Below are 12,292 nucleotides of genomic sequence, written 5' to 3'. Positions count from 1 at the left end.
CTGGGTCGTTTTTTTCGCCTAGGGTATTGGGTTCCCTTGCTTTTTTGGGGTCCGCGAGGGAAGGACGGGGCCCTCCCCCCCCCCCCCCCCCCGCTGCCGCCCGCTCCACGCGACAACCGGATGCGCGGCTTCTGACCGAGACCGCGCACCGGCTCCCGCTACGTGTCGCGACTATGTGTCGCGATTACTTGTTGCGGCCGCGCTTCTCGCGCACCCGCACGGAGATGTGGATGGGCGTGCCTTCGAAGCCGAACTCCTCGCGCAGGCGGCGCTCGACGAAGCGGCGGTAGCCGGCCTCCAGGAAGCCGGAGGCGAAGAGGACGAACCGCGGCGGGCGGGTGCCCGCCTGGGTGCCGAAGAGGATGCGGGGCTGCTTGCCGCCCCGGATCGGGTGCGGGTGCGAGGCGACGATCTCACCGAGGAAGGCGTTGAGCCGCCCGGTCGGGATGCGCGTCTCCCACCCGGCCAGGGCGGTCTCGATCGCCGGGACGAGCTTCTCCATGTGGCGGCCGGTCACGGCCGAGACGTTGACCCGCGGGGCCCACTGGATCTGCCCCAGCTCGGTCTCGATCTCGCGCTCGAGGTAGTAGCGGCGCTCCTCGTCGAGCGTGTCCCACTTGTTGAACGCCACGACCATCGCCCGGCCGGCGTCGACGGCCATCGTGATGATCCGCTGGTCCTGGACGCTGATGGATTCGCTCGCGTCGATCAGGATGACCGCGACCTCGGCCTTCTCCACGGCGGCCGCGGTACGCAGCGAGGCGTAGTAGTCCGCGCCCTCCTGGAGGTGGACGCGGCGGCGGATGCCGGCGGTGTCCACGAACTTCCAGGTCACGCCGCCCAGCTCGATCAGCTCGTCGACCGGGTCGCGGGTGGTGCCGGCCAGCTCGTTGACGACGACCCGCTCCTCGCCCGCCACCTTGTTCAGCAGGGAGGACTTGCCGACGTTCGGGCGGCCGATCAGGGCGATCCGGCGGGGGCCGCCGACCGTGGTGCCGAAGGTCTGGGCCGGGGCCTCGGGCAGCGCCTCCAGGACGGCGTCCAGCATGTCGCCGGTGCCACGGCCGTGCAGGGCGGAGACCGGGTGCGGCTCGCCGAGACCCAGCGACCACAGCATCGCGGCGTCGGCCTCGGCGGACGGGCCGTCGACCTTGTTGGCGCAGAGCACGACGGGCTTGCCGGCCCGGCGCAGCAGCTTGACGACGGCCTCGTCGGTGTCGGTCGCGCCGACCGTGGCGTCCACGACGAAGACCACCGCGTCGGCGGCCTCGATGGCGAACTCGGCCTGGGCGGCGACGGAGGCGTCGAGGCCCAGCACGTCCTGCTCCCAGCCGCCGGTGTCGACGACCTTGAAGCGGCGGCCGGCCCATTCGGCCTCGTACGTCACCCGGTCACGGGTGACACCGGGCTTGTCCTGGACGACGGCCTCACGGCGGCCGATGATGCGGTTCACCAGCGTCGACTTGCCGACGTTGGGGCGGCCGACCACGGCGAGCCTGGGCAGCGGCCCGTGCCCGGCGGCGGCGAGTTCGCCCTCGATGTCCTCCGGGTCGAAGCCTTCCTGCGCCGCGAGCTCCATGAACTCCGCGTACTCGGCGTCGCCAAGCTCACCGTGCTCGTCGCCGGAGTGGATCTGGTCGTTCATGAAGTCCGTTCCTCGTTCTTCGTCATCGGCGGCACCGCCCGTGCGGTCCCGCTACTCAAGTCTTGTCGTTGCCGCGGCCGGTCAGCCGCTTGGCGTCCGCCAGGTGTGCGGCGAGCCGCCCCTGGATGCGGGTCGTCGCCGCGTCCAGCGCCGCGCGGGTGCGCCTGCCGCTGCCGTCGCCCGCCTCGAAGGGGTCACCGAAGACCACGTCGACGCGACTGCGCAGCGGCGGCAGGCCCGGTATCGCCCGGCCCCGCCGCTCGGCGCTGCCCAGCACCGCGACCGGCACGATCGGCGCCCCGGACCGCACCGCGAAATAGGCCAGCCCGGCGCGCAGCGACGCGAAGTCGCCCTCGCCCCGGGTGCCCTCGGGGAAGATCCCCAGCACCCCGCCGCGCTCCAGCACGCCCAGCGCGTCGGTGATCGCGGCCCGGTCGGCTGTCGTACGGTCCACCTTCAGCTGGCCGATCCCGCGCAGGAACGGGTCCAGCGGGCCGACGAACGCCTCCCGCTTGATCAGGAAGTGCACGGGCCGGGGCGCGGTGCCCATCACCATCGGCCCGTCGATGTTGTGGGAGTGGTTGACGGCCAGCACCACGGGCCCCGCGGCGGGCACCCGCCAGGCGCCCAGCACACGCGGCTTCCACAGCCCGTACATGAGCCCGATGCCGATCCGCCGGCCGACGGCGGCACCGGGCTCGGAGCCCGTCACCCGTTCCGTCACACGCCCGCCCGCTTCTCCTCAACGAGGGTGACGACGCACTCGATGACCTGGTCGAGAGTCAGCTCGGTGGTGTCCACCTCGACGGCGTCGGCCGCCTTCGCCAGCGGCGAGGTCTTGCGCCCCGAGTCGGCGGCGTCCCGCTTGATCAGGGCGGCCTGGGTGGCGGCCAGGTCGGCGGCCTCCTTGCCCTTCAGCTCGCCGCTGCGGCGGGCGGCACGGGCCTCGGCGGAGGCGGTGAGGAAGATCTTGAGATCGGCGTCCGGCAGCACGGTGGTGCCGACGTCGCGGCCCTCGACCACGATGCCGTGCGGCGCCTCGGCGGCGATCGCCCGCTGCAGCTCGGTCAGCCGGGTCCGCACCTCGGGCACCGCGCTGACGGCGCTGACCGCCGCGGTGACCGCCTGGGTACGGATGGGCGCGGCCGCGTCGGCCCCGTCGACGGTGATCGTCGGCGCCGACGGGTCGGTGCCGGAGACGATCTCGGGCTTGCCGGCGGCGTCGGCGACGGCTTCGGCGTCGTTCACGTCGATGCCGTTGTTCAGCATCCACCAGGTGATCGCCCGGTACTGGGCTCCGGTGTCCAGGTAGCGCAGCCCGAGCTTGGCGGCCACGGCCTTGGAGGTGCTGGACTTGCCCGTGCCGGAGGGGCCGTCGATGCCGACAATCACTGCTGCCGGTGCGGTCCGGGCGGCGGTTTCCACGGTGTCAGACACCTTCCTCAAGCACGGGGCGGGAAAATTTTTGCGGTACGGGCCCGAGAGAGCCTCCGCTCAAGGTTACTGGCTCGCCGGACCGCCCCGCGCAGCCGATGGCCTGCGGCCCGCGCCAGGGCCGGGGCGCACCACCGCTGCGCGGCGGTGTCCTCAATCGCCGGACGGGCTGCTGTGCTCTGTCCTCAAGCGCCGGACGGGCTGATTTCAGCCCGTCCGGCGCTTGAGGACGCGCCCGCCCCTACTGCCGGATCGACCAGCCCCGCTCGCGCAGCGCCGCGGTGAGGCCCGCGGCCGTGCTCGGCTCGACCATCAGCTGGATCAGGCCCGCCTGCTGACCGGTGGCGTGCTCGATCCGGACGTCTTCGATGTTGACCCCCTCGCGGCCCGCGTCCGCGAAGATCCGGGCCAGCTCGCCCGGCTGGTCGCCGATGAGCACGGTCACCGTCTCGTACGCGGCCGGGGCCGCGCCGTGCTTGCCGGGGACCCGGGAACGGCCCGCGTTGCCGCGCCGCAGGACGTCCTCGATGCCGGCGGCACCCTCGTCGCGCTTGTCCCCGTCGGCGGACTGCAGGGCGCGCAGGGCCCGTACCGTCTCGTCGAGGTCACCGGCGACGGCGGCGAGGACGTCGGCGACCGGGCCGGGGTTGGCGGAGAGGATGTCGATCCACATCCGGGGGTCGGAGGCCGCGATCCGGGTCACATCGCGGATGCCCTGCCCGCACAGGCGCACGGCCGTCTCGTCGGCGTCCCGCAGCCGGGCCGCGACCATGCTGGAGAGCAGCTGCGGGGTGTGCGAGACGAGCGCGACGGCCCGGTCGTGGGCGTCGGCGTCCATGACGACGGGCACGGCACGGCACAGGGCGACGAGTTCCAGGGCGAGGTTGAGGACCTCGGTGTCGGTGTCCCGGGTGGGGGTGAGCACCCAGGGGCGGCCCTCGAAGAGGTCCGCGGTGGCCGCCAGCGGGCCCGACCGCTCGCGGCCGGCCATCGGGTGCGTGCCGAGGTAGCCCGTGAGGTCGCAGCCGAGCGCCTCCAGTTCGCGGCGCGGACCGCCCTTGACGCTGGCCACGTCGAGGTAACCGCGGGCGAGCCCGCCCCGGATCGCCTCGGCGAGGGTGTGCGCGACGTATGCGGGCGGTACGGCCGCGATGACGAGGTCGACGGGCCCCTCCGGTGCCTCGTCCGTGCCGGCGCCGAGGGCGGCGGCCGTCCGGGCCTGGCCGGGGTCGTGGTCCATGAGGTGCACCCGGACCCCGCGGCCCGCGAGGGCGAGCGCGGCGGAGGTGCCGATCAGTCCGGTGCCGATGACGAGGGCGGTTCTCACTGGTCGATGTCCTTGCGGAGGGCGGCCGCGGCGGTGTGCGTTCGCGCGGGTGGTACGTGGTTCATCCGTGGATCACTGGTGTCCGCCCACCCTAGCCAGCCGTGCGGCGGCCCGTTCCCGGTGACCGCCCTCCGGGACGGGCGCGCCCGCGTCGGGTAGAACGTGTCCATGATCTTCCACTTGGTTCCCCTGGACGACTGGCTGGCCGTGCCCGACCGCCCGTACTCCCCCGCCTCACTGGCGACCGACGGCTTCGTGCACTGTTCCCCGGACGAGGAGACGACGCTCGCCGTGGCATCGGCCTTCTACCGCGAGACGCCCGGCCCGCTGATGGTGCTGCTGATCGACGAACACAAGCTGGACGTCATGGTCCGCTGGGAGGCGGCGGACCCGGCGCCGCCGCCCGGGGTGCCCGCGCGGACACTCTTCCCGCACGTGTACGGCCGGATCAGCCGCGACGCGGTCGAGGGGATGATGGAGGTCCGGCGCGACGAGGAGGGCCGGGCGCTGGGCCTGGACGTGTGGTCGTAGACCGCCGAAATCACGGTGACACGCGGGGCCCGGCCGGGAAACAATCGCGGCCATGCGCCCCTCCCCCGAAGCCCCGGCCCCCGCCGACCCGTCCGTCGCGGAAGGGCACCGGCTGGTCGCCCGGCACACGGTCTACGCCTGTGTGATGGGCTCACGCGCCTTCGGGCTGGCGACGGCGGCCAGCGACACCGACCGGCGCGGGGTATACGCCGCGCCCGCGCCGCTCTTCTGGCGCTTCGACAAGCCGCCGACGCATGTCGACGGGCCGGCCGAGGAGCAGTTCTCCTGGGAGCTGGAGCGGTTCTGCGAGCTGGCGCTGCGCGCCAACCCCAATGTCCTGGAGTGCCTGCACTCGCCGCTCGTCGAACACGTCGACGACACCGGCCGCGAGCTGCTGTCGCTGCGGGAGGCGTTCCTCTCCCGCCGGGCCCACCAGTCGTTCACCGGCTACGCCGGCGCTCAGCGCCGCAAGCTCGACGCCGATCTGCGCGCCCACGGCGCGCCCCGCTGGAAGCACGCCATGCATCTGCTGCGGCTGCTGACCAGCGGGCGCGATCTGCTGCGCACGGGTGTGCTGACCCTCGACGTGGGCGAGGACCGCGAACGGCTGCTGGCCGTCAGGCGCGGGGAGGTGGGGTGGCCGGAGATCACGGCCTGGATGGACCGGCTACGCACCGAGACCGAAGCGGCTCTGGTCCGCACCCCTCTGCCACCGGAACCGGATCGCGCCCGCGTCGAGGACTTCCTCGTCCGCGTCCGCCGCGCGTCGGTCGGTACCGGTGGTTGACCACCGCTCTGCGGCGGCCTCCGGCGGTTCGTCGGCTACCGGCCGGTGGTGCCGCCTGCGGCGGCATGGCGCCCTGCGGGCGCGTCCTCAATCGCCGGACGGGCTTGAAATCAAGCCCGTCCGGCGATTGAGGACAGAGCACAGCAGCCCGTCCGGCGATTGAGGACAGAGCACACCAGCCCGTCCGGCAATCGCAGAGCCGCCAGGCCTAAAGATCGACCTCGCGCATGAGCATGCCGACCTCGGTGTTGGTCAGGCGGCGCAGCCAGCCGGACTTCTGGTCGCCGAGCGGGATCGGGCCGAAGCTGGTGCGGACCAGCTTCTCCACCGGGAAGCCCGCCTCGGCGAGCATGCGGCGCACGATGTGCTTGCGGCCCTCGTGGAGGGTGACCTCGACCAGGTAGTTCTTGCCGGTCTGCTGGATGACCCGGAAGTTGTCGGCGCGGGCCCAGCCGTCCTCCAGCTGGATGCCGCTCTTGAGCTGCTTGCCGATGTCACGCGGCAGCGGGCCGGTGATGGCGGCGAGGTAGGTCTTCTGGACGCCGTACTTCGGGTGGGTCAGGCGGTGGGCCAGCTCACCGTGGTTGGTGAGCAGGATGATGCCCTCGGTCTCCGTGTCGAGACGGCCGACGTGGAAGAGCCGGGTCTCGCGGTTGGTGACGTAGTCGCCGAGGCACTGACGGCCGTCGGGGTCCTCCATGGTGGAGACGACACCGGCCGGCTTGTTGAGCGCGAAGAACAGGTAGGACTGGGTGGCGACGGTCAGGCCGTCGACCTTGATCTCGTCCTTCTCCGGGTCCACGCGCAGGCCCTGCTCGATCACGATCTCGCCGTTGACCTCGACGCGGGACTGCTCGATGAGCTCCTCGCAGGCACGTCGGGAGCCCATGCCGGCGCGGGCGAGGACCTTCTGCAGACGCTCGCCCTCCTGCTCGGCACCGGGGAACGTCTTGGGGGTCTTGACCTGCGGCTTGTTGTGCCGCTCCCGGTTGCGCTCCTCGATCTTGGCGTCGAGTTCGCGCGGGCGGGCCGGGACGGAGTGACCGCGGGCGGGCCCGCTGGTCCGGCCGCCGGCGCCGGCCGTGGAGCTGCGGCGGGGACCGCCCTTGGCGCCACCGCGGGCGGCCGCGCCGCGGCCGCTGCTGGTGGGACCGCTGGTGCGGCCACTGTTGGCACCGCCGCGGGTGCGCTCGGCGTCGGGACCGACGTCGTAGCGGCGCTCCTCGGGGCGGGGACGGCGCGGCCGCTCCTGCGGCCGGTCGTCGCGCTGCCGGTCGTCACGCTGACCGCCGGAGCGGCCGCCGTCGTAGCGACCGCCTTCGGAACGGCCGCCGTCCGGGCGTCCGCCGCCGAAGCCGCCGGAGCGGCCACCCTCGGGACGGCCGCCGCCGGAACGCCCACCGCCGTAGCCGCCGCCGGAGCGGCCGCTCTCGGGGCGGCCGCCGGAACGGCCGCCGTCGGAGCGCCCGGCCCCGCCGCGCCCGCCGTCGGGACGCCCGCCGCCGGAGCGTCCGCCCCCGGACGCCGGCCGGGGAGCCCCGCCTCGTGCGCCCCGGTCGTCCCGGTTGCCGCTTCCGCTGTTCCTGCCGCTGCTTCGCATCAAAGTTCCGTCTTGTCGTCTGCGTCGGTGTCCGGTGCGTCCGGATCGAACGACGGCACACCTTCCTGAGTGTCGCCCTCGATCGCTTCCGCCTCGGGGAGGAAGGGCGCTAGCTCCGGGAGCTCGTCCAGGCCACGCAGGCCCATTCGCTCCAGAAAGTAATTCGTCGTCCTGTACAGGATCGCACCTGTTTCGGGTTCCGTCCCCGTCTCCTCCACCAGACCCCGCTGGAGGAGGGTGCGCATCACGCCGTCGCAGTTCACCCCACGTACGGCGGAGACCCTCGATCGGCTGACCGGTTGACGGTACGCGACCACGGCCAGGGTCTCCAGCGCGGCCTGGGTCAGCCGGGCCTGCTGGCCGTCCAGGACGAAGCACTCGACGGCGTCGGCGTACTCGGGGCGGGTGAAGAAGCGCCAGCCGCCGGCCACCATCCGCAGGTCGAACCCACGGCCCTGAGCGGTGTATTCCGCGGACAGCTCGCCCAGCGCCCGCGCGACCTCGCGGCGGGGCCGCCGCAGGATCCCGGCGAGGTGTTCCTCGGTGGCCGGCTCGTCGACGACCATCAAGATCGCCTCCAGGGCGGGCCCCAGGGGCAGGTCCGCGACCTCCGCCGGCCGGGCCCCGGCGGGGGCGTCCTGGGGTCCGTGTGCCGCCTCGCTCATGCCGTCTCCTCCTGCGGGCCTTCTCCGGGGTCCTCGCCCGGCTCGCGGTCGAACTCGTCCGTCACCACCGGCCGGGCGTCCGCCGCGCCCGTCCAGCGGACCGTCAGGGCGCCCAGCGCCTGTTCCTGGTCCAGGACGACCACCCGCTCGCGGTAGAGCTCCAGCAGCGCCAGGAAGCGTGCCACGACCGTCAGGGTGTCGGGGGCGTCGGCGGTGAGCTGCCCGAAGCTGGCCTCGCCCGCGTCCCGCAGCCGGGCCATCACGACCTCGGCCTGCTCGCGGACGCTGACCAGCGGCGCGTGGATGTGGTCGACGTACACCTCGGGCCGCGGCCTGGGCCGCATGGCCTTCGCGGCGAGTTCGGCGAGGCCGTGCGCGCCGATGCCGAGGACGACCTCGGGAAGCAGCTCGGCGTGGTGCGGCTCCAGGCCGACGGTGCGGGGGTACCTGCGGGCCTCCGCCGCCAGCCGTCCGCTGAAGATCTCGGCGATGCGCTTGTACGCCCGGTACTGCAGGAGCCGGGCGAAGAGCAGGTCCCTGGCCTCCAGCAGGGCGAGGTCCGCCTCGTCCTCGACCTGGGCGACGGGCAGCAGCCGGGCCGCCTTGAGGTCCAGGAGGGTCGCCGCGACGACGAGGAACTCGGTGGTCTGGTCCAGATCCCAGTCGGGCCCCATGGCCCGCAGGTGTGCCATGAACTCGTCGGTGACCTTCGACAGGGCGACCTCGGTGACGTCCAGCTTGTGCTTGGCGATCAGCTGGAGCAGCAGGTCGAAGGGGCCTTCGAAGTTGTCGAGCCGGACGGTGAAGCGGGCGTCGGCGGGGGCGGTGCCGTCCTCGCCCGCGGCGTCGGCCGGTGGCTGCGGTGCCCGTGGTTCCCGGCGCGGTTCCTGCGGCGTCCGGGCCGCGCCGTGGCCGAGGGCTCGGCGGGCGGGCGGGTGTGTCGGCATCGATCGGGGTCCATGGTGCTGGGGGGGGCGGCCCTGACGGACCGGGCGCGGGAGCCCGGCACGCGGGGGTGCGGGCCCACGGAGGCGGTACGGGCCGTCCCGGGCGGGGCTGGCCAGGCTATCGGGGCGTACCCGCTCAGCGCCCGCGCAGCCGCCGTACGAGAATGCTCGCGTCGCCGCGCGACTCGAGATCGGCGAGGACGACCGCGACGGCCTCCCGCACGATCCGGCCGCGGTCGACCGCGAGGCCGTGCTCGCCGCGCAGCACCAGCCGGGCGTGTTCGAGGTCCATCAGCTCCTCGGCGGAGACATAGACCGTGATCTTCTCGTCGTGCCGTTCCCGGCCGCTGGGCCGGCGGCCCGCTCCCCGGCCCCGGCGGCGGTCCTGGGCGGCCGCGGCGGGTTCGCTCTGCGCGGCCGCCGGCCGGGCGCCCGTGGGGCGGTCCCGGTCCGCGGCGGCGGAGCGCCGCCCGTCGGGCTGCTCCCGGTCGGTACCGGCTCCGCCGCGGCCACCGCGCTCGTGTCCGTCCGGGTTGGCCCCGGCGCCCTGTTCGGGCGCGGAGTCGGATTCGGCGGCCTGGCCGGGGACCCGCGGGGGCGCCTCGCCGCTCGCCTGCCGGCGGGGGGAGGAGGACTGCAGTCCCATCCCCCCGGTGGTGCGGAACAGTTCGTCGGCGCCGGGCAGACTCACTCGGCGTGACACCGGGCGAGCACCTCCCTGGCGAGCTGGCGGTAGGCGGCGGCACCCACGGAGTTCGACGCGTACGTGGTGATGGGCTCGCCCGCGACCGTGGTCTCGGGGAAGCGCACCGTACGGCCGATGACGGTGTGGTAAACGTGATCGTCGAACGCCTCGACGACGCGCGCGAGGACCTCGCGGCTGTGCACGGTCCGCGAGTCGTACATGGTGGCGAGGATGCCGTCCAGCTCCAGCTCGGGGTTGAGCCGCTCCTGGACCTTCTCGATCGTCTCGGTGAGCAGGGCCACCCCGCGCAGCGCGAAGAATTCGCACTCCAGGGGCACGATCACCTTGTGAGCCGCCGTCAGGGCGTTGACGGTGAGCAGACCGAGCGAGGGCTGGCAGTCGATGACGATGTAGTCGTAGTCGGCCATCAGCGGCTTGAGCGCCCGCTGCAGGGTGGACTCGCGGGCCACCTCGCTGACGAGCTGGACCTCGGCCGCCGACAGGTCGATGTTGCTGGGCAGCAGGTCCATGTTGGGCACGGCCGTCTTCAGCAGCACCTCGTCGGCCTGCATGCCCCGCTCCATGAGCAGGTTGTAGACCGTCAGGTCCAGCTCCATCGGATTGACGCCGAGGCCGACGGAGAGGGCGCCCTGCGGGTCGAAGTCGACGAGCAGCACCCGGCGTCCGTACTCCGCGAGCGCGGCGCCCAGGTTGATGGTCGAGGTGGTCTTGCCGACCCCGCCCTTCTGGTTGCACATCGCGATGATCTTCGCGGGGCCGTGGTCGGTCAGCGGCCCCGGGATCGGGAAGTAGGGCAGCGGCCGTCCGGTGGGGCCGATGCGTTCACGGCGTTGACGGGCGGCGTCGGGCGCGAGGGTGGCCGCGTATTCGGGATCGGGCTCGTACTCCGCGTCGGGGTCGTAAAAGTGCCCCTCGGGCACGTCCTCGTAGTCGGCGAGAGGGGCGGAGTCTCTGCCGCCGCGGTCGCCGGCCATGGCGTTCACGTGATGGCCGTCCATGCTTTGGTGGGCTGTCGTCGTCGTGCTCTGGATGTGGTGGCGGGCTGCGAAGGTGTGGACAGCGACGGAGCCGACAGCTTCGAGCCCCACGGGACTCTGGCCCTGCGCAGACATTCCTGGGTGACCACCCCCGGGAGCAAATGTCGACTCATTCACAAGTCGTCCTACCTCCTTGGTGACCAGGAAACATCTAGATAGGTCAGCGTGGCACCATGCCGACGGTCTGCGACTCTATGGCGTGTCGGCGGTTCGCAGCAACACAATCCGCCGGAGACAGCGCGATGTGTCGGCAATCGAACAGCCTTCTGTCAAGGGTGTACGGCCCATAACCCGGAACTTTCACGGGCGGGCGCGCCGATGCGAAAACGCCCCGGCCGGGCCTTGCTCAGCAAGGCCCGGCCGGGTGCGCGCTCTTGGTGTGTCGCGTTGACGACGCACCGGGATTCAGCGGAGAAGTCAGCCGAGAAGCGTGCTCAGTTCGACCTGCGGCAGGCCGTGCGCCTCGGCGACGGGGCCGTAAACGACCTGTCCCTCGTGGGTGTTGAGGCCCTTGGCGAGCGCGGCGTCCCGGCGCAGCGCCTCGCGCCAGCCGCGGTTCGCCAGCTCCACGATGTAGGGCAGCGTGGCGTTGGTCAGCGCGTAGGTGGAGGTGTGCGGCACCGCGCCCGGCATGTTGGCGACGCAGTAGAAGACGGAGTCGTGGACCTCGAAGGTCGGCTCGGCGTGGGTGGTGGGACGGGAGTCCTCGAAGCAGCCGCCCTGGTCGATCGCGATGTCGACAAGGACACTTCCGGGCTTCATCTTGGCGACGAGCTCGTTGGTGACCAGCTTCGGGGCCTTGGCGCCCGGGATGAGGACGGCGCCGATGACGAGGTCGGCCTCGACGACGGCCTTCTCCAGCTCGAAGGCGTTGGAGACGATCGTCTGGATCTTCGTGCCGAAGATCTTGTCGGCCTCGCGGAGCTTGTTGATGTCACGGTCGAGCAGGGTGACGTGGAAGCCCATGCCGATGGCGATCTGGGCCGCGTTCCAGCCGGAGACGCCGCCGCCGATGACGACGGCCTTGCCCGCCGAGGTGCCGGGGACGCCGCCCGGGAGCACGCCGCGGCCGCCGGCCGAGCGCATCAGGTGGTAGGCGCCGACCTGCGGGGCCAGCCGGCCCGCGACCTCGGACATGGGGGCGAGCAGCGGCAGCGCGCGGGTCGCGGTCTCCACCGTCTCGTACGCGATGGCGGTGGTGCCGGACTCCAGCAGCGCGTCCGTGCACTCGCGGGAGGCGGCGAGGTGCAGGTAGGTGAAGAGCGTCTGCTCCTTGCGGAGGCGGTGGTACTCCTCGGCGATCGGCTCCTTGACCTTCAGCAGCAGGTCGGCGGTCTCCCAGACCTCGTCGGCCGTCTCCAGGATGTTCGCCCCGGCGGAGACGTACTCGGCGTCGGTGATGGAGGAGCCCACACCGGCGTTCTGCTCCACGTAGACCTGGTGGCCGTTACGCACCAGCTCATGCACGCCGGCGGGCGTGATGGCCACGCGGAACTCGTTGTTCTTGACCTCGCGGGGGATGCCGACCTTCACGTCGATCACGGTCCTTGAATCAGATAATGACAGGCTAATCCGGATATGCGGGGGCATACCAGAGCAGACCGCGTCGATCG

12 protein-coding genes are annotated in these 12,292 nt (G+C 72.5%); 2 read left to right on the top strand and 10 right to left on the bottom strand.

Going from position 1 to position 12,292, the window contains the following annotated elements:
* Window positions 1–184: 184 nt before the first annotated feature.
* The 4 genes from der to ACZ6MA_RS17920 form a co-directional block, all read right to left on the bottom strand.
* Window positions 185–1,645, bottom strand: a complete 1,461-nt coding sequence (gene der / locus ACZ6MA_RS17935) for a ribosome biogenesis GTPase Der (protein ID WP_469434754.1) — start codon at window positions 1,643–1,645, stop codon at window positions 185–187.
* A gap of 55 nt (window positions 1,646–1,700) precedes the next feature.
* Window positions 1,701–2,369 carry a lysophospholipid acyltransferase family protein gene (locus ACZ6MA_RS17930; protein ID WP_469434753.1) on the bottom strand — a complete coding sequence of 223 codons (669 nt, stop codon included), beginning with the start codon at window positions 2,367–2,369 and terminating at the stop codon, window positions 1,701–1,703.
* The gene (cmk, locus tag ACZ6MA_RS17925; protein WP_469434751.1) at window positions 2,366–3,082 is read right to left on the bottom strand and encodes a (d)CMP kinase; all 717 of its coding nucleotides are present in this window, start codon (window positions 3,080–3,082) and stop codon (window positions 2,366–2,368) included. The genes ACZ6MA_RS17930 and cmk overlap by 4 nt, the downstream gene beginning before the upstream one ends.
* A gap of 238 nt (window positions 3,083–3,320) precedes the next feature.
* Complete coding sequence (locus ACZ6MA_RS17920) at window positions 3,321–4,406, bottom strand: prephenate dehydrogenase (RefSeq protein WP_469434750.1); 1,086 nt, start codon at window positions 4,404–4,406, stop codon at window positions 3,321–3,323.
* A 168-nt stretch (window positions 4,407–4,574) separates the two neighbouring features.
* On the opposite strand from ACZ6MA_RS17920, the gene ACZ6MA_RS17915 reads away from it, so the two are divergent.
* Together ACZ6MA_RS17915 and ACZ6MA_RS17910 are read left to right on the top strand one after the other, a co-directional pair.
* Entirely contained in the window at window positions 4,575–4,937 is a 363-nt protein-coding gene (locus ACZ6MA_RS17915) for a DUF952 domain-containing protein (RefSeq protein WP_469434749.1), read from the top strand.
* Between the two features lie 52 nt (window positions 4,938–4,989).
* Complete coding sequence (locus ACZ6MA_RS17910) at window positions 4,990–5,724, top strand: nucleotidyltransferase domain-containing protein (protein ID WP_469434748.1); 735 nt, start codon at window positions 4,990–4,992, stop codon at window positions 5,722–5,724.
* Window positions 5,725–5,932: 208 nt separating this feature from the next.
* On the opposite strand, the gene ACZ6MA_RS17905 is transcribed toward ACZ6MA_RS17910, so the two are convergent.
* The 6 genes from ACZ6MA_RS17905 to ald all read right to left on the bottom strand — a co-directional run bounded on the left by ACZ6MA_RS17905 (window position 5,933) and on the right by ald (window position 12,212).
* Window positions 5,933–7,324 carry a pseudouridine synthase gene (locus tag ACZ6MA_RS17905; RefSeq protein WP_469434746.1) on the bottom strand — a complete coding sequence of 464 codons (1,392 nt, stop codon included), beginning with the start codon at window positions 7,322–7,324 and terminating at the stop codon, window positions 5,933–5,935.
* Window positions 7,324–7,989 (bottom strand): SMC-Scp complex subunit ScpB, encoded by a 666-nt coding sequence (gene scpB / locus ACZ6MA_RS17900; protein WP_469434745.1) that lies wholly within the window; start codon window positions 7,987–7,989, stop codon window positions 7,324–7,326. The genes ACZ6MA_RS17905 and scpB overlap by 1 nt, the downstream gene beginning before the upstream one ends.
* Window positions 7,986–8,936 carry a segregation and condensation protein A gene (locus tag ACZ6MA_RS17895; protein ID WP_469434743.1) on the bottom strand — a complete coding sequence of 317 codons (951 nt, stop codon included), beginning with the start codon at window positions 8,934–8,936 and terminating at the stop codon, window positions 7,986–7,988. Before ACZ6MA_RS17895 ends, scpB begins: the two co-directional genes overlap by 4 nt.
* A gap of 136 nt (window positions 8,937–9,072) precedes the next feature.
* Complete coding sequence (locus tag ACZ6MA_RS17890) at window positions 9,073–9,639, bottom strand: hypothetical protein (RefSeq protein WP_469434741.1); 567 nt, start codon at window positions 9,637–9,639, stop codon at window positions 9,073–9,075.
* A complete protein-coding gene (locus ACZ6MA_RS17885) occupies window positions 9,624–10,754 on the bottom strand; it encodes a ParA family protein (protein ID WP_130877043.1) in 1,131 nt (376 codons plus the stop codon). The genes ACZ6MA_RS17890 and ACZ6MA_RS17885 overlap by 16 nt, the downstream gene beginning before the upstream one ends.
* 342 nt (window positions 10,755–11,096) lie before the next feature.
* Entirely contained in the window at window positions 11,097–12,212 is a 1,116-nt protein-coding gene (gene ald, locus ACZ6MA_RS17880) for an alanine dehydrogenase (RefSeq protein ID WP_469435177.1), read from the bottom strand.
* Window positions 12,213–12,292 lie beyond the last annotated feature (80 nt).

The organism is Streptomyces sp. NPDC042259, from assembly GCF_055582085.1.
The sequence above is the reverse complement of the archived record's forward strand: the minus strand, read 5'-3'. Positions and strand labels throughout refer to the sequence as shown.

Coding starts and splice junctions, on each gene's coding strand:
- der (WP_469434754.1), bottom strand. CDS start 1,645: ATGAACGACCAGATCCACTCCGGCGACGAGCACGGTGAGCTTGGCGAC.
- ACZ6MA_RS17915 (WP_469434749.1), top strand. CDS start 4,575: ATGATCTTCCACTTGGTTCCCCTGGACGACTGGCTGGCCGTGCCCGAC.
- ACZ6MA_RS17910 (WP_469434748.1), top strand. CDS start 4,990: ATGCGCCCCTCCCCCGAAGCCCCGGCCCCCGCCGACCCGTCCGTCGCG.
- ACZ6MA_RS17905 (WP_469434746.1), bottom strand. CDS start 7,324: ATGCGAAGCAGCGGCAGGAACAGCGGAAGCGGCAACCGGGACGACCGG.
- scpB (WP_469434745.1), bottom strand. CDS start 7,989: ATGAGCGAGGCGGCACACGGACCCCAGGACGCCCCCGCCGGGGCCCGG.
- ACZ6MA_RS17895 (WP_469434743.1), bottom strand. CDS start 8,936: ATGCCGACACACCCGCCCGCCCGCCGAGCCCTCGGCCACGGCGCGGCC.
- ACZ6MA_RS17885 (WP_130877043.1), bottom strand. CDS start 10,754: ATGTCTGCGCAGGGCCAGAGTCCCGTGGGGCTCGAAGCTGTCGGCTCC.